Below are 25,172 nucleotides of genomic sequence, written 5' to 3'. Positions count from 1 at the left end.
AAATATCTAAAAATAAATCTGCGTTATCTGTAAAATCTGCGAGAGATAAAATCATCTGCTATATACAAAAGCGCCATTCAAAATTTTTGAACAGCGCATTTTTATTTAAAAACTTTTATAAAGCTATCTTTCTCCAGGCTTTCCAGAGAGAAATCAAAATCAGCTTCCGCTTTTTCTGTTGTAATCTCTGCTCCAAGTTCTTTGATAAGCTCATTGAAGGACATCGCTTCATACCATTGCTGATACAATGCACTGGTGGCCATCATAGATACTTCCGTATTTCCTGAAACATGAGAATGACCCGCTCCGAAATTCAATAGTACGAAACATTGTTTTTCATTTTTTGGCAGCAGCATTCCCAGAATCATTTGCTTCTGAACAGAATTACATCTGACTTCCGCAAAGAGTTGGTTAGGATTCATCATATAGTCATAAGAGATATTATCTCCTTTTCCGATAACGATTTTATATCCACAGTTGGCATCTCCGCTGAAAACGTTGTTCATCACAAGCGTTGGAGTACTCAAGCCTTTATTGGCGTAAAGATATTCAACAGCACCATTAGGAGCAGAAGTCATATCTCCGGAATACATCAATTGTCCGTCAGCATAATTATAAGCGGCATTCCAACCTATTTTTCCAGCAATATTCAGTCCTGAAAGATCCAGATCACGGGCACCCCATTGGTCTTCCCAATAGATACCAACGGCTAATCTATCACCATAAAAACGGGTTCCGGTAGGAATGTTTCCAACAAACATTTTTTCAGAAGTTGGAAGGGCAAACTCTATATTCTTAGGGAAATAGAATTTCTTTCCGGAAATATGTTCATACTTCAGTTTCAGAAAATCTAAAATAAACTCATAGTTGAATTGATTCACATCAGTTTCCTTCCCTTTTTTAACCCATGATTTTCCGTTTCTGACTCTGTAGACAAAAGTATCCTGACCATACATTCTTGAGTAACACGCTGATAATGCTTTGAATAATGCAAACGGTGTCGCATTTTCCAGCCAATGCCAATCACTGTTTTCCAGTAATGTATGGGTAGCATTGTTCAATGGGTTCGAAACTAATGGTTTATGATTTACTTTAGACAGTTTCGAAATCTTATTAATCGCTTTCGGAGCCCTGTTTTTATAAGCAAGGAATAACGGTTTAAATCTGTTGAAAATTTCTGCCAGTTTTTCCATACCAAAACTTTCAAACAGATACGTTGGGTTGAATTTACTTTGTTTAATTAAACCAATTAATTCATCATTTTTGATTAATAATGTTGTTTGGGTGGTCTTATAGATCACATAACGGAAAAACTCAACAGGATTTTCAGGGTAAGCATCGTATCGATCCGCTATTTTTATAATGGCTTCCTTATTTCTGATATTTTCTTTTCCTGTAAAATCATATTCCAGTTCCGTATGCAGGATATACAGCAGATCATCAATCGTTTCTTCTTTCAAAGCGATTCCGGATTGTAGAAGAGAAAGGCATTTTTCCTGCATTTCTTCTACGGTATAAGCTTTTATGACTTTAAAGATCAACTTGGTATCAGGAACATTCAATATTTCTTGAGGAATATAGATCTCGCTCTGGAAATCACTTCCATAGGTTGAAATATAATGTTGGATCTGCTCAAGAAACAAATCAAATCTGGAGGTGTTTTTTATTTTCTCCCAAGATTTATGGAACGTTTTATTCAAATCATTTCCATTCAGTTTTTCTTTTGAATAATAGGAGATGATGTCTTTTTTTGCCCAAACTGCATCAGGTTCAATAATAAAACCGTCATTAGAAATAAATGGTTCTGCATTTGATTCTTTGGCCAATACAGCATTGAATAATTGTAATGTTTTCATTGTTTTAATTTTAAAAAAATAAGTGAGGAGTAGGTTCATTAAAAGTGAAGTGTTATAGGAACTCCTTTTACCTATAGTTTTATAAAGCGGGGAGTAATGACCAAATATATAGGAACTCCCTTTGCCTTATGATTTGTAAAAAAGACGGAAAGTATTTCTAACTTATAGGAACTTTCTTTGCCTTAAATTATGTTGAGGAGCAGACAGGACTCGAACCTGTGACCCACAATTGGAATTCATAGGAACTTTATTTGCCTGCAGCGAAAAGTAATTTTGTTGCTCTACCATCTGAGCTACTGCCCCTGCCGTTATGAAAAAAGTTTTCATGAACCTTATAGGATTTTATCCCCATAAGGTTTGGTTATTAGTTTTGATTGTTTTGTAAACCTTACTGATTGTCAAAATCTGTAAGGCTTACTATTAAAAATTATGCTTTTCTATATTTTTTCTTTTTCTTCCAAGGTGCATTTTTCTGAACGTCGCCGGCCATAATACATCCGTAAGGCATCACCTCATCCAGTACTTCACAAAGTCCGTATTCCTCAATCTGTGCTCTTACATTAGCGGCACTTTTATAAGCGCTTGGAAGCTCAGAAATATCAATTTCATTGGAATAGAATCTGATATCCAGTCCAGCAGTTTCCTCATTGAAGATCTCTTCAGTGGTTTTATGAGCCATAGATCTTTTATGCTGGCTTCTGCTGAAGTTTCTTCCCGCTCCGTGTGGGGCAAAACCAAGATTTCTCTCATTCGTTTTTCCCTGAACAATCAGTACTGGTTCAGCCATATTCAATGGAATCAGTCTCGGACCCGTAATATCAGGCATAAACTTATCATCCAGCGGAGTAGCTCCTTTAGCATGATAAAACAGATCACCATCTTTGAAAACAAAATTATGTTCATTCCAATATCTGTTTTCTTTTTCAATTTCCAGTTTATTTAAAACCGCATCATGAATAGAAGTATGGTTTTCTTTTGTCCATGTTCTGATAAGCTGAAGCGCTTCCCAATACGCTTTTCCTTCATCCGTATCATAAGGAATCCATGCGTTTTCCCTTAACGTTTCAGGAGAAATATCCTGTCTGAAACGGTTGGCTACTTTCATTCCTTTATCATAAAGTGCTGCACCCGGAGCTCTTGATCCATGATGTGTAACTAACATTGTATTTCCTGTATTTTTAGAAACTCCAACGAAAAGAAAATGATTTCCGTCTCCTTGTGTTCCCATATGAGAACGGGCAATGCTGATTAGTTTTTCATCATTTAAGAATTCATTTTCTCTGAAAGCATCCATCAATTCCTGAGACATAGGCATCTGTTCCCCTCTTGGTCTTCCTCCGTATCCGAAATGCGTCACAGAATGAGCAGCATCCAGAATATCTTTAGGATTAACCTTTCCAAAATCGGTCAGCATTACAGAACAACAGATATCTGCGCTATGGAATCCTGGGTGAATGGCATTTTTGGCCGCTACCACACCTCCAACCGGAATCAAACCTTCAGGACCTGTAGGGCAGGCATCAGGCATTAAAGCTCCGGCAGTAAGAGTAGGCGTTTTCATCAGCTTATTCATGGTTCTGATTACTTTTTCTACATTATCCGTTTCATTTTCATGCTCAGCTCTGATGTTAATGATAAACTCAGGAGCGGTTTCATGAAGTGGAATAAGTTCAGGTTGTTTGAACTGTTCCAGATATTCTTTGATCTGAATTTCATCCAGATGATTTTCATTGATATGAGTAATGGCATCTTTAAACCATTTAGCGGGTCTATATCCCAATTCGATTAAGTGATTTCCGTTAAATTCCATTGTTATGTCATTTTGATGATGCAAAGTAATAACGTTGTTGCGCAATAGTTTTGCGTAGATAAAAAATTTTTGATTATTTTTACAAAAATATAAAAAGGTCAGTTCACTCATTTGAAAATTAGTGTTTTGACCTTATATCAACAGAAATTAAACTTACAACTATGATTTTATTAGAACAATTAAAGCATTTTCCTGAAACCGTTCAATTCAATGATGTGATTGCTTATATAGATGCAAACTACGATTTCACGCCTACAGCATTCAAAAATGGAAATACAAGAAATGAAGAAGGGCAGAACAATGGTTCATGTAAAATATTTGGTTTTGCATCTTATCATGGATTAACCAAAGAAGAAACACTTCCGCTTTTCGGAGAATTCTACAGAGAAGATGTTCTTAAAAATCCTGATGGAACAGATCATCAGAATATCAGAAACTTCATGGAATTCGGATGGGACGGATTGATCTTTGAGGGGAATCCATTGAAAGAGAAATAGATTTTAGACAAAAGAATAATCATGTCATCTAATAAAAATGCCCTGATCCGTTATAAAACATTAGATAAATGCCTCAAAAACAAATATCGGAAGTATACTTTGGAAGATCTTATTGATGAGTGTTCCGAAGCTTTGTTTGAGTTTGAAGGTAAGGAGTCTTATGTAAGCAAAAGAACCATTCAGCTGGATCTTCAGAATATGCGGAGTGAAAAGTTCGGATATGAAGCTCCTATTGAGGTTTATGAAAGGAAATATTATCGTTACAGTGATCCGGATTACAGCATCCATAACATTTCTGTGAACGAAAGCGATCTGAAAGCGATGAACAATGCAGTTCAGATTTTAAAGCAGTTCAAAGACTTTTCTATGTTCAAAGAGATGAATGGGGTTATTCAGAAGCTGGAGGATTCTATTCATTCAACCAGCCAGAAGTCAATTATTCATTTGGATAAGAATGAACAGCTGAAAGGGTTGGAGCATATAGATATTCTGTATGAAGGTATTCTCAATAAAAAGGTATTGAAAATTTTATATAAAAGTTTTACTGCCAGAGAATCCAGTGTTTATACAGTTCATCCGCAGCTGTTGAAAGAATTTAATAACCGTTGGTTTCTCATCTGTCTCTATAAGCAGAAAATGTATAATCTGGCACTGGACAGAATGGAAAGTATTGAAACAGATGAAAACCTTCCTTATATTGATAAGGATTTAGATGGAGATGAGTATTTTAAAGATATTGTAGGAGTTACGGTTGCCGAATCTTTGGCTCCCAGGAATGTTGTTTTCTTTGTAGATGCTGCCAATGCGCCCTATGTAAAAACAAAACCATTGCATAAAAGCCAGGAAATTGTCAGCGAAACCAAAGAAGGAACTCTTTTTAAAATTTGTGTACAAATTAACTATGAACTGGAAAGGTTATTACTGGGCTTTGGGGATTCTCTGGTGGTACATAAACCTCAAAAATTAAGACTGCGGATGGAAGAAAAATTCAAAGCAGGAAGTAAAAATTATCAAGAGTTGATCGTTCCTGAAAAAAATTAGTATTATATAGGTTTAATGGGCTTTATATAAAATAGATTTGCTGATTTTCATATCAATGATTGATTAAAAATATACCACAGATTATTATATTGGCTTAGAAATTGTAGTGGTTAGATACAAAATAGCACTATGAAATCAAGAATATTTAAAGCACTTATTGCCATTATAGCACCTATAGCGATTGAGTATATCGTTAAAAAAATATCTGAGAAACTAGATAAAAAAGAAGATCAGAAAGAGAAAGAACCAAAGCAGATTACTGCTTAAATGTAAAAGTAGTTAAAATTTAAAATTATCGAAAAGAGACTATCATTATTGGATGGTCTCTTTTTTTGTGGTGGTAAAAAGATGATAACCACCCGGCAAAAATTCTTTGAATTTTTGCCGTTCCTCCAGAGGAGGGAAATATGCAGGCCTTCAAATGAAATTTTCTCTATAGTATTCAAGAAAATCGTAGATTTTGAAAAACTTAAGTGAACTTTTGAAGCAATTAGTAGTAACTTAAAAATAACTTAAGTATTAAAACTTTTGTGATTAAATAAATCTTTGAAAAATTATATAAAATCATAAACTCCATTTTTCCATCCCAAAACCTTAGAAGAATCCGCTTTTAGCCAGTTTTTGAGAATAGTGGCATAAACCTTTCTGAAATCTTCAGTGTAAATCAGATCTCCTTCTTTCAGATTCTGCAGATCCGGAAGGCTGTTCAGTAAGCCTTTCTTTTTGAGGTTCCCACTGATGAAAAACATCTGGTTGGCAGTTCCGTGGTCCGTTCCATTGCTGGCATTCTGAGCCACGCGGCGGCCAAATTCAGAGAAGGTCATCAAAAGAATATTATTAAAAAGACCATTACTTTTCATATCAGCCACAAAGGATTTTACTGCCTCATTAATATCACCGAATAGCTTTTTCTGACGGTCATTTTGGTTCACATGGGTATCAAAACTACCAATAGAAAGATAATAGACCTGAGTATTAATATCTGATTTGATTAAAGAAGCTACAGTTTTAAAATCCTTTCCCAATTGAGAATTAGGATAAGCCTGCTCTGTTTTTTTAGCCTTACTTTTATCAAATATATACCCAGCATTATTAATAGTAGAACCTAAAGTCTGATAAAGATAAGAGACTGTTTCATCATCGTGATGATGATCGTAAAGAGATTTGAAATACTTCTCCTGGCTGGTTTGATATAATCTTTTAGGATCTTTAAAGGCAAAAGCTTTATTGTTTTCTCCCTTTAGGGCAAGACTGAGCATATCATCTACTTCCAATGCCTGGGTAGGATGTTCACAACGGTAGCACTCCTCATCCAGAAAACGGCCCAGCCACCCGGTATCCAGAAATTCATCACTTCTGCTTGCCGATTGCCAGATATCCATGCTTCGGAAATGAGACTTGTCCGGATTGGGGTAGCCTACATTGTTCATCACAGAAAGCTCTCCATTATCAAAAAGTTCTTTAAAATAGGATAGGGAAGGATTGATCCCAGCTTCATCGGTCAACGATAAAGAATCCTGAACAGCAAGCGTTTTTCTTTCCCTGAAATAGATGTCATTTTTGGCTGGAATAATGGTGTTTAAGCCATCATTGCCCCCTGTAAATTGAAGGACTATCAGGATATTCTGATTGGGGTTTAATGCTTCATCCAGTGTCATAGCCTTTAGGAAATTAGGCAGCAAGAATGATGCGGTGGCCAGTGAACTTATTTTGAGGAATTCTCTTCTTTTGATTAACATAGGGTTGGATTTAAGTGTTAGTTGGATGAAGTGCCGGTTTTACATTAACTGGTATTCCGGGGTTGACATCAGATTAATAATGGTCATTTTCACGCTTTTATCAGAAAAATTGTTCACTGTATTCATATCCAGGCTTTTGGGGTTTTGAATTAAGTAATCTTCACAGTTTTTACGGGCAAAGATCTGATCCACGCGGTTCCAGTCTATGGTAATGTTTGGATTTTTAAAGCTTTTATTCAAAGTATTTTCCTTAGATTTCATTCCCATATCAATATCATCATCCTGCCGCGGACTGTATTCCAGCGGACGAAGCCCTGACCAGATTTGAGGTACTTGAAGCCTTAGCATCAGCGTAGAGCTGTCAATCCAGGATTTTCCATTGGGCCATCCTGCAACATTGGGCGGATAGAGCAGCATTTGCCCTAACAGCTTTTGATACACGATGAGGTTTTCAGGATTTTGAATATGCATCGGAAGCATCCGCATCATCCCAACCATAAGTTCGATAGGAGATTTTATCCTGTTTCCGATATTTTTCTGATCATAAAACCATGAGCTTGAAAATATATCCATCATCAGTTTTTTTATATCATAACCGGAATTGTAGAAGCTTGTGCTTAAAGTGTTCACAATGTTCTGGTCTACATTTTCATTGACAAAAAACTTATAGATTTTGGCTGTGATAAATGTTGCAGTCGCTTTTTGCTCCAGTATGATGTTTAAAGCATCAGCTCCATCAAAATTACCTGTTTTTCCCAGAAAGGTTTTATTGCCTTCATCATGTTGATTTTTTCTTTCCTTAAAGCTTCCTTCTTTATCATAGCTCCACCCCGTAAATGCTCTGGCTCCTTCTCTCACATCTTTTTCTGTGTAATTTCCTCTTCCCATGGTAAAAAGTTCCATCACTTCACGGGCGAAGTTTTCATTAGGGTGATCTTTTTTATTTTGCTGATTATTCAGGAAATTGAGCATGGCTGGAGACTGACTTACTTCAAAAAGAAGATCCTTAAAGTTTCCCAATGCATTTTTTCGGATCACATTTAATAGCTGTCGATTGAATTTTGGATTAAGAACCCTTGAGGCAAAATGACCATGCCAGAAAAAAGCCATTTTCTCTCTCATCTGTTCCTTGCTGTTTACCATTTGAGCCAGAAAATTAAGATTCAGCTCTTCGTTTTGTGCCCTATAGATGCGCTGCATTTCCTTCTTTTTATCAGCAGGCGCTGTAGTGTCCATATAGTTAGCCGTTGGATCTATATCTGGGGTATCGTAAGAAACTTCTGTAAAACTTTCTTCTTTAAACAATTCATTAATCAGTGTTTTGGAGGATTTATTTTTCAGGTCTTCAATTTGGTTGATTCCAATACCGAAACCTGATCGCCAAAGAAGATGTTTGTTTTTTACTAATGAATCAGCCATGATGAGAACGTTTTATTTTTTTGATGTTGTTGATGAATAAAGGTTAAAATAATAACGGGTTAAGGTTTGTTAATATTATCATGAGTAATAGGTAATGGGTAATTGGTGTGGATCGTGGGATTGTTGGAAAACGTAAAGACGTAAAGATTTTTGACCGACTTTCTGTTGTAAGACGCAAGATAAAAAAGAATGAGGTCGTTTCTTGCGCCGAATATGTTTCTTTGAACTATTGGATTTTTATTCAACTCTCATTCTTATTCACTTTATGGCTAAGATAATATTTGAGATAAAGCAAATTATAACTTATACAAACATAGGAGGATTTTATTTACGATAAAATCATTCCTGTATTCGTGGCAAAAAATAAAGCAATATCCTTGCTGAAAATCCTTAAGTTTCTTGCGTCTTAAAAGCAGTATCATATTTATATTTCTTTATGCCTTTGCGTTTGCCAATAGTAGAATCTGTTTTATACCAAAGAGTTACGTTTTCTAGTCTTCAAATTTTTAACTTTTTAGAATTATTTCACATTTCAGGCTCTATTTTTTATAAAAATTGTTAAACAAACATTTGAATTTTAATGTAAAATAAGTGATTGATAATCATTTTGTTGTGTTTTTGTTTAATGTTAAAAAAGAAGGATTGGCCTACCTTGGCATGATTTTTACATCCTCTTGTTTAGTAAAATTTAAAAATTAGAGTTATGAAAATGTTTAAACAGGCAATAGTACTGGCTGGTATTTTAACAGCAGGTATCGCAAGCGCACAAAGTTCACAAATGAATAATATGATTAAAGTGGGCGCAAATGTTGGTTTAGCAGTTCCTTCAGATAATCTTTCTGCTGCAGTAGGAGTGGATGTGGCTTATCAAAACCTTATTACACCTGGATTTGGATTAGGTATCGCATCCGGATATACTCACTATTTTGGAAAAGAAAATAACGGTTATAAAAATAATGATGTAGGAGTAGTTCCTGTAGCTGCTTTAATAAGAATTTATCCAAAACAAACAGGGTTCTATTTCGGAACTGACTTAGGATACGGATTCTTAGTTGGAGATAAAACAGTAGCTTCTAACACCAATGTGGAAAGAGCAAACGGAGGTTTCTATATCAAACCGGAGATCGGATACCACAACAGAGACTGGAATTTCTTCGTACAATACCAGAAGGTTTTTGTAGGAACTAAAGGAGATTTAGCAGGTCAGGATTATAATGTGGGGAATATCGGAGTAGGATTCGGTTATAATATTCCATTAGGAAAGTAGTTAGATTTAATATATAAACAATTATTAACCAAAACCTTTTCACGAAAGTGGAAAGGTTTTTTTGTTCTGTGCAGGATTTACGAAAACAATTATTATATTTGGTAAAATTTGAGGTTATGATTCTGAATCCAAAATTTCCACTTTATTTACCAGGAGTAGAGAACAATAATAATGATAATGTTTCTATCATTGGAGCAAGTCTCCGTGAAGATATGACAATCTTAGGCTATTTTGTTTCCGGTAACGGAGGTCTTGAGATTAAATTACAAAATACGTATGCTACCAAGGAATATGCTTCTTTTAACGATATCTTAAAGAAGTTTATTCAGGATAATCAGCTGGAAAATGTAAAACGTCTGGGAATGGCTGTGCCGGGACCTGTAATTGACGGAAAAAGCAGCCCTGCAAGATTGGGCTGGAACTTAGATATTGAAGAATATAAAAGAGATTTCGGTTTTGAAAAGGTAGAGATGCTGAATGATCTGGAAGCTTCCGCTTATGGAATGGCTCTTCTAGAAGATGATGATCTGGAAGCAATTTATACCAGCGGTCATCTTGAAAAAGGAAATGTAGCGATCCTTGCTCCAGGAAATGGATTGGGAGAAGCCGGATATTTCTTTGACGGGAAAAATCTAAGACCTTTTGCTACAGAAGGAGGACATTCTGAATTCTCACCAAGAACGAATGTTGAGGTTGAATTTTACCAGTTCCTTAATAATATCTATGGTATTGTAAGCTGGGAAAATGTACTCTCCAAATCAGGATTATTCAATATTTATCGTTTCTTAAGAGATGTAAAAAGGCATCCTGAACCGGAATGGTTAGGAGAACGCCTTGCTCATGGTAATTTTGTTGAAGAGCTTTACAGAGCTGCCGTAGAAGATAACGTATTGATCTGTAAAATTGCGCTGGACACCTTCCTGGAATTCCTGGCAAGAGAAGCCAATAACTTAACCTTAAAGGTAAAAGCTACCGGAGGATTACTCATCGCCGGAGATATTCCTCAGATGGTAAGAGAATACATTGATAAAGATAAGTTCTACGAAAAATTCAAGATCAGTGATAAAATGGAAGGAATGCTTAAAAATATTCCGATTTATCTGGTCAAGCAAAACCACACAGCATTAAAAGGTATGGCACTGTATACGGCCTACTATCAAGAATAAAAGTAAAGCTCCGAAGAAATTCGGAGTTTTTTTATGAGATGATATTATTCATAAAAATAATTGAGAATCTTGATATACATCAATGAAATCTATCGAATAAGTTGGCTACCTTTGTTAAACTTAATTAAAATAATTCTAAACAATGAAAAAAATATTTTTACTAGCAGTATTAGCTGGAGGTTTGGCATTTGGACAGTCTAAAAAAGTAGTAGCATCAGATGTTCACTGGTGGGGATATAAAGTGGCAAAATCTGAAGCAAGTTCTCATGACGGAACTGTGAAAGTAAAATCAGGTGACATGGTAATGAAAGGAAACCAGCTTGTGGGAGGAAACTTTGTATTGGATATGACTTCTATCAATGCTACTGACCTTAGCGGAGAATATCAGCAAAAATTAAACGGACACCTTAAAAATGGTGACTTCTTTGAAGTTGAAAAATTTCCTACTGCCACTTTCAAAATTACTGGTGTAAAGAAAAACAACGATAAAGTTTACAACTCTTTAGTAACTGGAAATCTTACTTTGAAAGGAAAAACAAGTGCGGTTACTTTCCCAGCTAAAATTTCTTACAGCAAAGGAGTAGTAAGTTTAGTCTCTAACAAATTCTCTTTCGACAGACAAAAATTTGATGTTGCTTATAAATCTACAATGCAGGATGTTTTTGTGAAAGATGATATCGATATGGTAGTAAAGGTAACTGCTCAATAAATTAATCAAAAAAGATTATTAAAAGTGTAGAAGTTCTACACTTTTTTTTTTTTTGTTGAATTGTAAATAAAAAAGAATGAAAAGATTACTATTGTTTGCTATGGTGTGCGCAAGCATATCATTTGTTTCTGCCCAAAGGAAATTTGATAAAGTTTCGAAAGTGACTTCATCAGAGATCAGGTGGTGGGGATATAAGGTTGTGAAAACTGAGGCTTCCTCCCATTCAGGAACGGTAAAATTAAAAAGTGGAAAATTCAACTTTGATCATACGGTTTTGGTAGATGGAGAATTCATCATAGATATGAGAAGTATGATGGCGGGTGATGTTTCTGATGAGGATCAGATCAAACTTACCAATGACCTGAAAAGTACGAACTTCTTTGAAGTAAAGAAATTTCCGGTTGCCAAATTCCATTTGACTAAAATAATTCCTTTAGCAAACAGTGAGTATAATTCTACCGTATATGGAGATCTTACCCTTAAAGGAGTGAGAAAAACGATTACTTTCCCAGCAAACGTATACGTTACCCAGTTTACTACAGTAATTGAATCTGCTAAGTTCTCTCTGAACAGAAGAGACTTTAAAGTATTCTACCAATCTTCTCTGAAAGATTACTTCATCAAGAACGAAATGGATATTCAGTTTAAAGTATCTACTGAAAAACTGGATAATGAAAACAGAGTTCCTGTAAAGAAGAAATAAAATTAAATAATGTTGATAAGAAAAGCAGTTCCTTGGAGCTGCTTTTTTTGTAAGATGGTGATCAGAATGAAGATCTCTAATATATAAGATCGGTTTCTTAAAATGAATAGTATTTTTTTTAAATTAGTAGGATGAAAATTTACGTTGTAAGCGGTCTTGGAGCGGACTTTAAGGTACTTGAAAGACTAGAGTTTCCTAAGCATTGTGAACTTATTTTTATAGACTGGCTCATTCCTGAAAAAAATGAACCTTTTCATACCTATGTGGAAAGAATGGCGGAAAAAATAGACTCTTCAGAGCCATTTTATCTGTTGGGATACTCTTTTGGCGGTATTATGGTGCAGGAGATTAATCGTTTGAAACCAGCCGAAAAAGTAGTTATTCTGGGAAGTATCAAATCTGATAAAGAAAAATCCAAATTCATAAAGACCGGGGAAGTAACTAAAATCCCTAGAATATTACCTGTAGGGCTATTTAATACAAGGGCAGCCAATGTATATGGGGTGCTCAGAAAATTGTTCGATCCGAAGAATCCAAGAATTCTTCAGTATTTCAGAGTAAGAGATCCTTATTATCTGAAATGGTCTGTAGAAAAGGTTTCTGAATGGAAATTTGAAGAAAATCCGGAAGTGATCCAGATTCTGGGAGATAAAGATATTGTTTTTCCGATCAGGAATTCAAAACCAGATTATGTAATTAAAGGAGGAACCCATCTGTTTCCGGCTACTAAAGCCAAAGAAGTTTCTAAAATTCTGGATAAAATATTTGGTGAAAAAGAAATAATATTATTATATGAATAGTTTTTGATGGGGGTATTTGTTAAATAAATATGTTTTTATGATATTTATATGTAATTTTGATAGGGTTAAATATAAATTTTATGAAAATAGGTTTTAAATGGATAGTTTCATTCTCTATCATTGCATTGGTCGCTATTGGAGGATTGTTCTGGACTCCGGTTACAAATATTTCTGATCGAGGAGCATTTTTAACTGAAGATAAAATTGTAGGAGCAGATGTAGCCTGGATTTTGGCAGCTGCAGGACTTGTATTGTTGATGACGCCGGGATTATCCTTCTTTTATGGAGGAATGGTAGGAAGGAAAAATGTAATTTCTACAATGCTTCAGAGCTTTATTGCTTTAGGAGTGATCTCTATTGTTTGGGTCGTGGTTGGTTTCTCATTATCCTTTGGTGAATCTTTAGGGATTACCATTGGTGGAAAACATTATGGAATTATTGGAAATCCGTTAAGCTATCCCTTTTTTAATGGAGTTGGGAACCTTCCGCATAGTGTAATGGCGCCTACTATTCCCTTTATTCTGTTTGCTTTATTCCAGATGAAATTTGCCGTTATTACTCCTGCAATTATTACAGGGTCTTTTGCAGAGAGAGTTCGCTTCATTTCTTACCTTTTATTTATTGTTCTGTTCAGTATTTGTATCTATACTCCGCTTTGCCACATGGTATGGCATCCTGATGGTCTTTTAAACAAATATTTCGGAGTGAAAGATTTTGCCGGTGGAACGGTAGTACATATGAGTGCAGGTTTTGCAGCACTTGCCGGTGCACTGGTATTAGGAAAACGGAAAAATCCGCATCATGAACCTTCCAATATTCCGTATGTACTTCTGGGAACAGGAATGTTGTGGTTTGGATGGTTTGGGTTTAATGCAGGATCTGCCCTAAGTGCTTCTGCTTCTGCAGCCACTGCTTTTGGAACGACTACTATTGCTTCAGCTTCAGCCATGATGACCTGGATTTTCTTTGACAGGATCAATGGGCGAAGTGTATCTGCCTTGGGAGCCTGTATTGGGGCGGTGGTAGGTCTTGTAGCAATTACCCCCGGATGCGGATTTGTGAGTATTCAGGAGAGTCTTTTCATAGGATTTATTTCTGCTATTGTTTCTAATCTGATGGTCAACTGGAAAGCTTTAAATAAAATAGATGATACCTTGGATGTTTTTGCCTGTCATGGAGTAGGAGGCATTATGGGAATGATTCTAACCGCTGTTTTTGCTCATGGTGAGAAAGCCAGTCTTCTTCATGGTGGAATTGACGTGTTTCTTCATCACCTGGCTGCATTATTCCTGGTATCCGTGTTTACTTTTTTCGGATCATTATTGTTGTATAAAGTGACCAACATGATTATTACATTAAGGGTCTCGGAGGAATCAGAAAATATGGGGCTGGATCTTTCCCAACATCAGGAACGCTTTAATTGATGAATAAAAATAGGGTCTTATTCTATAGATTGAATAGCCCTGAAGATGGTATTTTTTGAATTTTCAAAAACTTCACCCCCAAATTCTTCGTTATCCAATGAAAAGATGGTAATATCCGTGATTCCCATGATTCCTAAAATATGTTTAAGATAGGTCGTCTGAAAATTGAGGTGTCCGTTTTTTTCATTTTCACCATATCCTGTATCACCACGGCTTGATAATATAAATGCTCTTTTGCTTTCCAGCAAGCCCACATAATCACCATCAGGAACTCCGGATCTGAATTTCCAGGTTTCATTAATTCTCATGACCTGATCTATGTAGGCTTTTAATCCTCCCGGAATAGACCAGTTGTACATTGGGGTTCCAATGACATATATGTCGTGTTCTTTGAGCTCTTTTACCAGCTCATCGCTTAGCTGTAAAGCTTTCTGATTTTCCTCTGTTCTGTCTGAAGGCTTTTTAAATGCGCCGGCAATCCAGCCTTCGTCAATATTGGGGATACTATCAATTCCGGTTTCCCTATAGGTGAAGGTGTCTGATGGATATTTGGTTTTCCAGTTTTCAACGAAAAGCTGGGTTAATTTTCTGCTGTAAGATCTTCCGTTCCTTACGCTCGCATTGATGATCAGTACTTTCATTTGTTATGATTTTATAACAGCAAAATTCCTGATTATTCATTAGAGAAAAATTGATCTAGTTCAATCGGATTTATTTTTTTTCCTGATTCTGCTGATAAATTCCGCAGATACTCCCAAGTAGGATGCTATTAAATATTGAGGAACTCTGAAGGCTATATCCGGATAGGTATCAAGGAAATCATAATACTTCTGTTCCGCCTTGTACATATGGTTAAAAACAATTCTTTTTTCAAGAGTTTCCAAATAACCCTCTAAAATAATTCTGAAGTATTTTTCCAAAGAGGGGATTTGTTCCAGCATTTTTTGAAAAGAAGGCTGGCTGATCTGAAGGAGTGTTGTTTTTTCAACGGCCTGTATATTGTAAATAGATGCTTTTTGTTTGGAGAAACTGGAGATATCAGTGGCCCACCAGTGATCAATCGCTAAAAAGAGAATTTCTTCATTTCCATTTTCAGCATTGATGCAGAAAGCCTTTAAAACTCCTGAAATAATATAGCTGTCATGCCGGCAGATCTCTCCGTTTCTTAACAAAAATTCTCCCTTTTCCAATGTTCTTTCTGTCCAAAAGCTTTTGCAAAGAGAAATCTCTTCGGAGCTAAGCTTCACATGCTGTGTAATGCTTTTTATTAATGTTTCCATTCTGAAACAGATTAAGATATTGGCTAATTTACAAAAATACAGATTACCCATTTGTTATATTCATGATGAAAGGCTGTTAATTGTGGGATTTTACTATGCATATTATAAGATTTATCCTGTATCTTTGCTTTGAGGAAAATGAAGGATCATTTATGGAATCAATATCAGTTTTTGAGATTATTAAAGTAGGGATAGGCCCATCCAGTTCGCATACGATGGGGCCATGGAATGCTGCATCAGCATTTATCAGAATTATAAAAAGGGAAAGATCAATAGAAGAAGTGAAAGAGGTCTTCCTTGAATTCTTTGGTTCATTGGCTAAAACGGGAATAGGACACGGAACAGATATTGCCGGAATGCTTGGCTTGAATGGAGAAGACTATAAGATCATTGATACTACAAAGATTGACGAGAAAATTGATTATATAAAGAGTACCCAAACCATTAATCTTGGAGGGAAAAAGGTGATTCCATTTATTTATGGACATCATTTGATTCTCAATATGAAGAAATCTCTTGATTTTCACCCGAACGGAATGATCTTCAGAGCTGTTTTTGAAGATGGAACCGAACTTGTTCAGGATTTCTATTCTGTAGGCGGCGGTTTTATTGCCAGTCAGGAGAAAAATTCCATTCAGAAGCAATGTGTAAGAACATTATATCCTTGCCACAAGGCTTCAGATATTGCAAAATACTGTGAAAAACTAGGGCTTAAAAAGATGTCTGATTTAATCTTTATTAATGAAGAGAGCTGGAGAACCCAAGAGGAGACGAAAGCAGAAGCATTGTATATCTGGCAGCAGATCAAGGAATGTATTTATAAAGGCGTTAATAAGGAAGGAGTTCTTCCCGGTGGATTAAATGTTTCCAGAAGAGCCGCAGGAATCAACAGAAAATTACTGGGGGATAAAATCTATAAAAATAAGGATGAATGGTTCCAGCAGGTTGTGGATGCAGAAGAAAACTTTACCAATATCAATAAATGGATTGCCTGTTTCGCATTGGCCGTAAATGAAGAGAATGCCAGCTTTGGAAGAATCATTACAGCACCTACCAATGGTGCCAGTGGGGTAATTCCGGCGGTTCTGATGTATTCTCAGGCTTTTACAGATTCTATCAGTGAGGATGATATCATTCGTTTCTTATTGGTGGCTGGAGAAATTGGTACTTTATTTAAGAAAAATGCAACAATCTCTGCCGCAATGGGAGGATGCCAGGCAGAAATCGGGGTTTCATCAGCAATGGCAGCAGCCGGGCTTACGGAAATCTTAGGTGGAAGCGTAGGGCAGGTATTGATGGCCGCAGAAATTGCAATGGAGCATCACCTTGGATTAACTTGTGATCCTATCAGAGGATTGGTACAGATCCCATGTATTGAAAGAAATACAATGGGTGCGATGAAAGCCATCACCGCAGCCAATATCGCCTTGGAAAGTGATCCTACCAAAGCTAAAGTAACTTTAGATGAGGTGATTCAAACGATGTGGGAAACCGCTCTTTCCATGAGTGACCGTTTTAAAGAAACTTCTGAAGGAGGGTTAGCAATTGCAGTCAATGTTCCGGAATGCTAGTTGAGAATACTATTTACAATATAAAACCCTTAGACATTATGACTAAGGGTTTCTTAATAAAATAAAAGTAAAAGCTGTTGGCTTTTAGTATCGTATAGGGATTATCTTAATATTCCTCTGATCCTGTTAGCATTGGTAATCAATTCCTCCAGATATTCGTAGTTTTCTTTTTCTAAAGCCGATTTGAATTTTCTAAGCTGGGTAATATGCTCATTCAGTACATCCAATACATTTTCTTTGTTTTGTTTAAAGATCGGAACCCACATTTCAGGATGAGATTTGGCAAGACGTACAGTACTGGAGAACCCGGAACTGGCAAGCTGAAAGATCGTTTCTTCTTCCCTTTCCTTTTCCAGGACGGTATTGGCAAGGGCATACGATGTGATATGGGAGATATGGGAAATGTATGCGGTATGGATATCATGATCTTCTGCATTCATATAGATGGGATGCATTTCAAGGGCATTAACAATATCTTCAACGAGGTTGAGTGCATCTTCTGCGGATTCTTCTTTGTTGCAGATTACTCCGGCTTTGCCTGAGAAACTTTCAGAAATGGCAGATTTAGGCCCATTGTTTTCAGTACCCCACATTGGGTGAAAGGCTACAAATCTAGAGCGCATCGGATGGTCTTTCACTGCGGCTACGATTCCTGCTTTGGTAGAACCGGCATCCATAACGGTCTGGTGATCGGATACAAGATCCAGAACGCTTGGCAATAATTTTCTGGCCGCATCTACCGGAATGGCAAGAATGATAAGATCCGAATCTTTGACTCCCTGTTCCAGATCTGCCCCGGCATCAATTATTTTTAAGTCTAATGCCTCGTTGATATGCTGTTGGCTGTTATCGATTCCGTAAATGAAGCTGGCGATGTTTTTTTCTCTTAATTTCAGAGCCATTGAACCTCCGATTAATCCTACTCCAATAATACTTATTTTCATCTTTTTAAATTTTTTAAATAAAAAAACCTCGTCCTAGGACGAGGTTTTAAGTTATGTTCATAAGAATCCCTATCCCAGATCTGAGTTAAAAATTCTATAATAATATGTTCCGTTGTTAAAATTCACAAAGCGAAATTATAAAATATTTTTTAAAATTGACCACTTTTTTATGATTTCTTTTTAACAGGAATTGGGGTATCGTACTGCCAATCCTTATTGGGAACCACTTTGCTTTGGAGGAAATATTTTCCACCTTTCCTGAAAACCACGGCCAAGGTATCGGTAGGAGCATGATTACTCATAGGGTTGCCTTCAATCTGTCTGATGTATTTCACTGTGATCTGTTTTTCATTTCCAGTGATGCTGCAAACGTCTGTAAAAAAAGTTTTGTAGCCAAGTCCCCAAAAAGTACAGCTGTCTTTAGTGATAGTGAGGGCATAATCCAATGTCATTTCTGCATTTTCATCCAGTTTTCCAAAATCATGAGAGATAGAATAACTTCCTTTCCATTGTTGATGAAGGGTGACTTCGGAATTATTAGAAGGTTCTTCCGGCAGACTTTTACAAGAAATAATACTGAGAGCAGTAAGGATAAAAAGTGTTTTTTTCATCATATTGAATTTGTCCTAATCAGCGCTGTGGATGATGGTTCTTTTTACATTTTCGCCTTTCTGTTCTAGTTCAAGGGTGGTTACACCGCCTGCAAAATTGAATTCAATTTCAATTTTGTGGGGAGATACTTTGTAGCTGATCGTTTCCAGTCCATCCTGATGAATTTCCTTTTCACTACTTTGTTTAGGCAGTTCTGAAAGGAGAAGTTCAGCTTTTTCCACTTCTTTTTCCTTGATGGTTCTCTGGTAAACCTCTTTCATTGTATTTTTAGGGAAAATACATTCCTGCTGCGTTTCATATTCGACTGTCTTTTCTGTACATTCTTTCAGGGTAGGAATGATCTTGCTATCTTCTACGGACTTTTCTTCAACAGCTTTTTCTTCTATAGAAGCTTTTGCAATAGTGCTGTCTTTCTTTATAGGCTTGGTTTCGTTGACCGTTTGTTTTGGATCGTTTTTACATCCTGTGATCAGGAATAAAATAATGGTGATTATGCTTATCTTTTTCATTAATAGTGGGCTATGTTTATTTTGTGGATGATTTTTTTCTGCCTAAGAACTGGCACCCCCTTCTTGTCATTTCTTTTTTTCTATCGAGAATAAAGGTTTGAGGAAAAAAAGGAGGTTTTACTGGTGCTTCTATAAGATTAACTTTCATGGAGTCATATTTTTTATTGCTCCAACCCAGCAATTCAATTTTACCCTTATCTTTTGATGACCCTGGCTGAGCATAAAATTCAGCGATTGCTTTTTTACCGGTGATATACCCTATGATGATACCACGTTCGGGTTTCCCTAATTTCATCAGCTCGTAGGAGCCTGTAATACTATCATTATGAGCGTTTTTCTTTAAGATGAGATGGAACATTTCTAATACATGGCTGTCTTTGTTACCGTAATACTTCCAAGTTCCGGTTATGGTATCTTTAATGTGTTCATCATGTCCTATCTGGGAAAGCCTGTCTGCTGCAATACTGTCACGGGTATTGATTTGTTCACTTAACGTCATTGGTCTTTTTTCTCTGTTCTTGTTACAGGAAATAAGACTGATTACATAAATGAGAGTAATGGTCTGGAAAAGATGACGGTATTTCTTTCTGACCCTATTTTCTGAATTCATGATATTATCTTTTTATGAACCGAATATAAACCTTTTTTCTGCCTGATACTTTCACTGTTTGTGGGGATTTTTACCTTTTTGAGGAAGTTTTCAGGCATCATAATATAGCTCCAGAATCAAACGCCCTTTTTCATCACACCATTTTATCCAGAAGTTTTGTTCATGGTCATCTTGTACCATTAACCAATTTCCGGTAATTTTAACAGGATAATAAAAGCTGTCATCATCCAGTGGTTGTGAAGAAGCTTTATTATCAGGTGCTGTTCTTAAAGGGTTTTCTTTTTCATTGAACCCCACAGAGAAGACCGATAAAATATGCTCCTCAACGGTCCGATATAAAAACTGCGGATCTGATTCTTTTATATATTTTATGGTATTTTCATTTTCATTCACCAATACTTTATAGAATCCGTTTTCTTTGCCTAAGAATTTGAAAATCAAAAGGCTGTAATCAGGTTTTATCATGTAAGGGATAATATCATCATCATTGAAGGTATCAGTCATTTGAAACGATTTCCATTCCGAATGATCTTCATTATAAAGTGTAAGCCAGTCCTTTTGCTGGTAAGTGTTTTTTAAGACGATAAAACCTTTGTCTTCTTTTTCATCTTTTTTTTCTGTAGGAGACATCATGGATTTCACTTTATTGGAATCAGGCTTGAAAGGCTCTGTTGTTTTTTTGTCCCTACAGGAAAGCATAAACAAGGCTGTTAGAACAAAAGCGGAAAGTATTTTTTTCATGGTATACAATTTTTAATTCTTTTTTCCGACTTAGATTTGTTAATGTTTAATACTATTTATTTAATAAGTTTATTAAAAATTCACGATCAACATTTTCAAACTTAACATTTCCTAAATCTTTAGAAGTATAATTTTTATTAGGTATACTTTTATCCGGATCATGCCTGTCAGTAAATTCTATACTATATTTATGCAGAAGAAGGTCTTTATCAAATTTGAATGTGATGTATTCTTTCAGATAAAATTTATCCGTACAATTGTACTTTTCGATAGTAAAATAATTATTTTTTAATGCAATGTTATCAAGACTAATATCTGGACAATTTGCATTGCCTTCTAAAACTTTTGTATTAGTAAGTTTTTTATCTTTATTATACCCGTAATGAGCGACTAAATCATATAGAAGATTGGGACTATTAGACTGTAACCAGATATAAGAGACAGGTGTATTATAAAATACATAGGAATTAAAGTGATATAATAAATCAGGATTTATAAATTCAGGTTCATTGGCATTGGCATCCTGAATGAAGATAAATTGATCTTTCCTAATAGCCACTTCAGGAAACATTGAAAGGCGTAAGGCAATAATAGGATTTGAATATTCTTTTAAATTAATAGAAAAGACTTCTGCAACCTTGTGATTGAAAGTATTTTCATCCGGAAATTGAAATTTTCTTTGGTCTAATATTTTTTTTTCTGTCCTTATAAATTCAGGAGATAGATCGTCATAGTTTGATTTTGTTCCATCTCCTTCATCTGTAATATTGTATGGGGCGTTTTTTAAAGAGTTTATTTCTTTGTTATTCCGTAAATGGCCTTTACTTTCTTGTTTATTGCAAGAAAGTAAAATGAGAATAAAAAGTAAAGAAATTCTTTTCATTGTTTCTTTGGTTAATGAGCTTTCTGTTTATTGAAATTTCCCATATCATTTAAAGAATATAATGCAATTAATTTCCTTTTGTTATTATTTTCAGAATAAATGGATATTTCATATTTTTCATTAATAGAAAATACAGTTGTTTCATCACTATCACCATTGCTGTTAGCGACTTCGAGCCCATCGATTAATTTTCCTTCTTTTAATGTAATAAGATACAGTAAGTCACTGTCTCCACTCATATTATTGATAATATACAAATCAAAATTTCCTTTTGAAGGAAGTTGTGTCATTGCATCTACATTAAGTTGATACTTTTGTTTAAATAAGTTTTTGATATTGTTATCAGAGGACGTTTCTAATTTAATTTTGTCACTTAAATTTTTATAATCCAATGGTAATACAGTAGATATTGGAATACTGTTGTTTACTTGCTCAGGCTTTTTAGCTTCAGGATTGCCTTTGGATTCAATTTTATTTTCTTTCTTTAAAATACATTTAGTAGGAGCATAATATTCTCCATGGGGTGTTTTTATAATTTCCCAATTTAGATTTTTATCTATTATTTTTATAAGACATGTTCCTTTTCCAGAATTGAAAAAACTATGAAATTCTCCAACATAAGCATTTTTATCTTTATTGAAAATTGCTTTTATATTGATATTTTGTTCAAAATCACAGTCAAGTTTTTGTCCATTGTTATATACTACACAATATTGGGCAAATAAAGAATCTTTAGTGATTCTTTGAATTTTAATGGTAAATTCTTGACTTTTGTCTTCCGATCTCCAATGCCACGAACCAGGAAAAAGAAGAAGCTCTTGTTTTTGTTTTCCCGGGCATGAAGTGATGATAAAGCTTAGTAGAATTAATAAGTTTTTCATTTGTGTTTTGGTTTTTACTTCATTCTGTCTTTAACTCTTTTGTTACTCCGGACATATCTTTTAATTGACTCTCGATGAAAGTATACTTGATATATGCTTATTACACTTAATAATAAAGATTATATTTCTCCATTTCAACATCTAAAGACTCGTCCAGATAATGTAGAGAATCAGATTTGATTGTACCATCAGCACTTATGCTGTTTTCTGTGTAGGAAACAATGCCTGCTGAATTTCCTCTTAAAGGATTTAAGGGGAAATACTTTATTTGCCAGATTTTATTTGTCTTTGCATTAAAATAAGACAGACAGTTGTAGTTTCCAAAACCTTCTCCTGAAATATTTCTGTAAAATTGCATTGAATCTGTTTTTTTATTGTTGACGTAAGTAAATAGGTTTACTTTTATGATACTTTTATCAGTTTGTTTTTCTTTTACAAGTTTAATGGAAACATTATCTTTTAAAGGAAAATAGGATTCATTATTTTCTGATAATGTATATTTTTTTAGATATTCTTCATTTTGTTGTTGTAAGACCAAGTCTCCTTTTTTGTTCTTCAGAGAATTGAAGTAATTTGGACTTGCAAGAATGGAGTCTCCAGAAAAATAGAGATGATTTTGCGATTCAGTTTTTAACGGTGTATTTTTAATTTGCTTACAACCAATACTCAGAATGATTAACAGTAATAACACTGAAAAAATATATGTTTTTTTACAATTTTTCATTATTATTTTTTGATGATTATATAAGGGATTTTATATTTGTTTTTATCTAAAATACTTATTCAAATAGATTAAGTATTTGTTTGCAATTTTTTAAGTAAAAAAACTTTGAAATAGTTGTTGCAAACTTTTATTTTCAATATATGCATTTTCATTGAGGAACTTTCCGTCTTCAGATACTTTGTACTTTTTATAAGAAACAATTGAAACGACCTGTTCAGATGTATTTATTACTACATTAAGTATCCATAAGTATTTTCCTTCCTCTAAATAGAATAAAGTTGCAAATTTTTGATCATCAAATTGCTTATCAGTTATATTCTGGTAAACTTTTAAAGAGTCAATAGTTTTATTATTCGAGATTGTATATAATCGTACAGCATTCTTAGATTTTGTTAGTTTAAATGTTAAATTATTAATTTGAAAATTTTTTTCTCCCTTCAGGGTAGATAAATTTTTTTGGATCTTATTCAAACTTTTTTCTATTGTATTATATCCAGTAAAGCCTTCTTCGCTTTGAATATTATTTATATAATTTTCATTAATAATTTTAGGATCTCCTAGAAAGGCACTATCAATGATGTTTTTATTTTCAGTTGTATTTTCTTGTTTTATATCTTTTTTTTGTTGACATGAAATAGGGATAAAGATGCTTATGAGTAGGATTAAAATTAAGTTTTTCATTTATTAGATATTTATTCGTTTATTATTTTTATTTTACTTTCATTAAATCCGGAGTGTAAATGATCATTGTGGTCGGATTTATGAGTAGTACCAGGATAGGAGTGCGTTCCATCGCTTCCTGTAATTTGGCCATCAAAATAAAATTTTGACATTGCTTTTACAAATTTTTCTTCTTTTTTTCGTTCAATATATAGTGTATCTATACTTTTCCCATTAACATGTGCAACACTAGGAAAACATGTCCCTTCATAAAAGCAGCTACCTGTTGTTAATATATCATTAAATTTACAATCAGCCAAAGCTCCAATAAAACCTGCTAATGCTCCTGGTGCTGTATATCTTCTTTTTGTATTTGAAAATTTATAGATTATACCTAAACTTGTTTCAGTAAGAGAATCTGGCATTTTTACTAATTCTATATTGCTGTTTATTGCTGTATATAAATTCCAGAATTTTTTTCCTTTGTTACTTCCATATTCTGCAATATCTCCATTTTCATATTTTACTCTTCTTTTCGTTTGTCCTTCATTCACATTTTCATCTTTTAATACTTTACTGTGATTTGGTATAGTATTAAATCTAACACCATTATTTTTTTTCTTCGTTATATGCCATTCAACCGTACATATTTCATGTTCTTTATTATTTTCATGATACACATATCTATATTGTTTTTCATATCCTGATTTAATTGTTTTTGGAATATGTTTTTCTATTTTTCCTTCAGCATATATATGATAAGTGACAATCCCTTTGGCACCCACTATGGGAGTTTTATTATTTCCATGAAACTTTTCGTACATGAAAAAGCCTGTTTTTAATAAATTATAATTATTTTGTCTTATTTGCCATCCATTGGGCATTCCTGTTGAGGCATTCCGTCCATTTAGTAAAACAGAAATCAATTCTAAATACTTATCAACATATACTGCCAGCTCATTTAGAGATTTACCCAAAGTTTCTTTTCCCCATTTGGTTATTGCATCTGATTTGGGGTTACTAGTCATTTTTTTATTAATGCTCCAAAGCCATGCTCCACTATCTATACAATAATGAATGTTGTTTGCTACCGTTTCTGGCTTTTTTATAATACTTTGATCTCCTTTATAATCTGCATAATCTTTATAAGGGCCAGGAGCATCATACTTATCCTCTCCCTTTTTCTTAACCCCTGTTAGTTGTAATATTCCACGCCCTTTATAAAAACTAACACTTGATAGATGGTTACTTTTTGTTTCTTCTGATAACGAAAATGTTCCTGTCTCTTCACAAACTTGGGCAAGAAAATGCATCTTTTGTGCGCAA

General features: G+C 34.7%; 26 protein-coding genes and 1 tRNA gene. 10 read left to right on the top strand and 17 right to left on the bottom strand.

The features are described 5' to 3' along the window. Positions 1-101: 101 nt before the first annotated feature. The 3 genes from H5J24_RS15450 to H5J24_RS26215 form a co-directional block, all read right to left on the bottom strand. Positions 102-1,856: a hypothetical protein gene (locus H5J24_RS15450; RefSeq protein ID WP_068942110.1), complete on the bottom strand. Its 1,755-nt coding sequence runs from the start codon at positions 1,854-1,856 to the stop codon at positions 102-104. A gap of 195 nt (positions 1,857-2,051) precedes the next feature. Further along, positions 2,052-2,159: transfer RNA gene (locus tag H5J24_RS15445), tRNA-OTHER, on the bottom strand. A 124-nt stretch (positions 2,160-2,283) separates the two neighbouring features. Next, positions 2,284-3,084, bottom strand: coding sequence for an RtcB family protein (locus H5J24_RS26215; RefSeq protein WP_394336987.1), 801 nt, complete (start codon positions 3,082-3,084; stop codon positions 2,284-2,286). Positions 3,085-3,827: 743 nt separating this feature from the next. Between H5J24_RS26215 and H5J24_RS15435 the strand changes: the two genes are divergently transcribed. The 3 genes from H5J24_RS15435 (at position 3,828) to H5J24_RS15425 (ending at position 5,471) form a co-directional block, all read left to right on the top strand. Then, the gene (locus tag H5J24_RS15435) at positions 3,828-4,163 is read left to right on the top strand and encodes a HopJ type III effector protein (RefSeq protein ID WP_068942114.1); all 336 of its coding nucleotides are present in this window, start codon (positions 3,828-3,830) and stop codon (positions 4,161-4,163) included. 21 nt (positions 4,164-4,184) lie between these two features. Then, a complete protein-coding gene (locus H5J24_RS15430) occupies positions 4,185-5,204 on the top strand; it encodes a helix-turn-helix transcriptional regulator (RefSeq protein ID WP_068942116.1) in 1,020 nt (339 codons plus the stop codon). A gap of 129 nt (positions 5,205-5,333) precedes the next feature. After that, the gene (locus H5J24_RS15425) at positions 5,334-5,471 is read left to right on the top strand and encodes a hypothetical protein (RefSeq protein ID WP_002980888.1); all 138 of its coding nucleotides are present in this window, start codon (positions 5,334-5,336) and stop codon (positions 5,469-5,471) included. Positions 5,472-5,758: 287 nt separating this feature from the next. Here H5J24_RS15425 and H5J24_RS15420 read toward each other — a convergent pair whose 3' ends face one another. Together H5J24_RS15420 and H5J24_RS15415 are read right to left on the bottom strand one after the other, a co-directional pair. Beyond that, a complete protein-coding gene (locus tag H5J24_RS15420) occupies positions 5,759-6,943 on the bottom strand; it encodes a DUF1501 domain-containing protein (protein ID WP_068942118.1) in 1,185 nt (394 codons plus the stop codon). 39 nt (positions 6,944-6,982) lie between these two features. Then, positions 6,983-8,362 (bottom strand): DUF1800 domain-containing protein, encoded by a 1,380-nt coding sequence (locus H5J24_RS15415; RefSeq protein WP_068942120.1) that lies wholly within the window; start codon positions 8,360-8,362, stop codon positions 6,983-6,985. A 703-nt stretch (positions 8,363-9,065) separates the two neighbouring features. Here H5J24_RS15415 and H5J24_RS15410 point away from each other — a divergent pair. The 6 genes from H5J24_RS15410 (at position 9,066) to H5J24_RS15385 (ending at position 14,431) form a co-directional block, all read left to right on the top strand. Next, positions 9,066-9,629 (top strand): hypothetical protein, encoded by a 564-nt coding sequence (locus H5J24_RS15410; RefSeq protein ID WP_068942122.1) that lies wholly within the window; start codon positions 9,066-9,068, stop codon positions 9,627-9,629. Between the two features lie 116 nt (positions 9,630-9,745). Continuing rightward, positions 9,746-10,795 (top strand): glucokinase, encoded by a 1,050-nt coding sequence (locus H5J24_RS15405; protein WP_068945017.1) that lies wholly within the window; start codon positions 9,746-9,748, stop codon positions 10,793-10,795. 142 nt (positions 10,796-10,937) lie between these two features. After that, entirely contained in the window at positions 10,938-11,504 is a 567-nt protein-coding gene (locus tag H5J24_RS15400) for a YceI family protein (protein WP_068942124.1), read from the top strand. A 76-nt stretch (positions 11,505-11,580) separates the two neighbouring features. Continuing rightward, entirely contained in the window at positions 11,581-12,207 is a 627-nt protein-coding gene (locus H5J24_RS15395; RefSeq protein WP_068942126.1) for a YceI family protein, read from the top strand. 131 nt (positions 12,208-12,338) lie between these two features. After that, positions 12,339-13,007 (top strand): alpha/beta hydrolase, encoded by a 669-nt coding sequence (locus H5J24_RS15390; protein WP_068942128.1) that lies wholly within the window; start codon positions 12,339-12,341, stop codon positions 13,005-13,007. A gap of 80 nt (positions 13,008-13,087) precedes the next feature. Then, complete coding sequence (locus tag H5J24_RS15385; RefSeq protein WP_068942130.1) at positions 13,088-14,431, top strand: ammonium transporter; 1,344 nt, start codon at positions 13,088-13,090, stop codon at positions 14,429-14,431. Between the two features lie 17 nt (positions 14,432-14,448). Here H5J24_RS15385 and H5J24_RS15380 read toward each other — a convergent pair whose 3' ends face one another. Both H5J24_RS15380 and H5J24_RS15375 read right to left on the bottom strand, forming a co-directional pair. Beyond that, on the bottom strand, positions 14,449-15,072 hold the full coding sequence (locus H5J24_RS15380) for an FMN-dependent NADH-azoreductase (protein ID WP_068942132.1): 624 nt from the start codon (positions 15,070-15,072) through the stop codon (positions 14,449-14,451). A gap of 60 nt (positions 15,073-15,132) precedes the next feature. Continuing rightward, positions 15,133-15,711 carry a Crp/Fnr family transcriptional regulator gene (locus tag H5J24_RS15375; protein WP_068942134.1) on the bottom strand — a complete coding sequence of 193 codons (579 nt, stop codon included), beginning with the start codon at positions 15,709-15,711 and terminating at the stop codon, positions 15,133-15,135. A gap of 152 nt (positions 15,712-15,863) precedes the next feature. On the opposite strand from H5J24_RS15375, the gene H5J24_RS15370 reads away from it, so the two are divergent. Then, a complete protein-coding gene (locus H5J24_RS15370) occupies positions 15,864-17,282 on the top strand; it encodes an L-serine ammonia-lyase (RefSeq protein WP_068942136.1) in 1,419 nt (472 codons plus the stop codon). A gap of 101 nt (positions 17,283-17,383) precedes the next feature. Here H5J24_RS15370 and H5J24_RS15365 read toward each other — a convergent pair whose 3' ends face one another. The 10 genes from H5J24_RS15365 to H5J24_RS15320 form a co-directional block, all read right to left on the bottom strand. Further along, complete coding sequence (locus tag H5J24_RS15365) at positions 17,384-18,226, bottom strand: prephenate dehydrogenase (protein ID WP_068942138.1); 843 nt, start codon at positions 18,224-18,226, stop codon at positions 17,384-17,386. A gap of 167 nt (positions 18,227-18,393) precedes the next feature. Next, a complete protein-coding gene (locus H5J24_RS15360; RefSeq protein ID WP_141395649.1) occupies positions 18,394-18,837 on the bottom strand; it encodes a DUF5991 domain-containing protein in 444 nt (147 codons plus the stop codon). A 15-nt stretch (positions 18,838-18,852) separates the two neighbouring features. Further along, positions 18,853-19,347, bottom strand: coding sequence for a hypothetical protein (locus tag H5J24_RS15355; protein ID WP_068942141.1), 495 nt, complete (start codon positions 19,345-19,347; stop codon positions 18,853-18,855). A 16-nt stretch (positions 19,348-19,363) separates the two neighbouring features. Then, on the bottom strand, positions 19,364-19,957 hold the full coding sequence (locus H5J24_RS15350; protein WP_232815641.1) for a hypothetical protein: 594 nt from the start codon (positions 19,955-19,957) through the stop codon (positions 19,364-19,366). A 90-nt stretch (positions 19,958-20,047) separates the two neighbouring features. After that, complete coding sequence (locus tag H5J24_RS15345; protein ID WP_141395650.1) at positions 20,048-20,698, bottom strand: hypothetical protein; 651 nt, start codon at positions 20,696-20,698, stop codon at positions 20,048-20,050. 52 nt (positions 20,699-20,750) lie between these two features. Further along, positions 20,751-21,581 carry a hypothetical protein gene (locus H5J24_RS15340; RefSeq protein WP_068942147.1) on the bottom strand — a complete coding sequence of 277 codons (831 nt, stop codon included), beginning with the start codon at positions 21,579-21,581 and terminating at the stop codon, positions 20,751-20,753. A gap of 11 nt (positions 21,582-21,592) precedes the next feature. After that, positions 21,593-22,462: a hypothetical protein gene (locus H5J24_RS15335; RefSeq protein ID WP_068942149.1), complete on the bottom strand. Its 870-nt coding sequence runs from the start codon at positions 22,460-22,462 to the stop codon at positions 21,593-21,595. 106 nt (positions 22,463-22,568) lie between these two features. Next, complete coding sequence (locus tag H5J24_RS15330; RefSeq protein ID WP_141395651.1) at positions 22,569-23,153, bottom strand: hypothetical protein; 585 nt, start codon at positions 23,151-23,153, stop codon at positions 22,569-22,571. 123 nt (positions 23,154-23,276) lie between these two features. Continuing rightward, positions 23,277-23,867 (bottom strand): hypothetical protein, encoded by a 591-nt coding sequence (locus H5J24_RS15325; protein ID WP_068942153.1) that lies wholly within the window; start codon positions 23,865-23,867, stop codon positions 23,277-23,279. Positions 23,868-23,878: 11 nt separating this feature from the next. Beyond that, entirely contained in the window at positions 23,879-25,159 is a 1,281-nt protein-coding gene (locus H5J24_RS15320; RefSeq protein ID WP_232815640.1) for a hypothetical protein, read from the bottom strand. Positions 25,160-25,172: the final 13 nt, after the last annotated feature.

Origin of the sequence: Chryseobacterium capnotolerans (assembly GCF_021278965.1) — a bacterium.
In the GTDB taxonomy this organism is placed as follows: Bacteria; Bacteroidota; Bacteroidia; order Flavobacteriales; family Weeksellaceae; genus Chryseobacterium; species Chryseobacterium capnotolerans.
The sequence above is the reverse complement of the archived record's forward strand: the minus strand, read 5'-3'. Positions and strand labels throughout refer to the sequence as shown.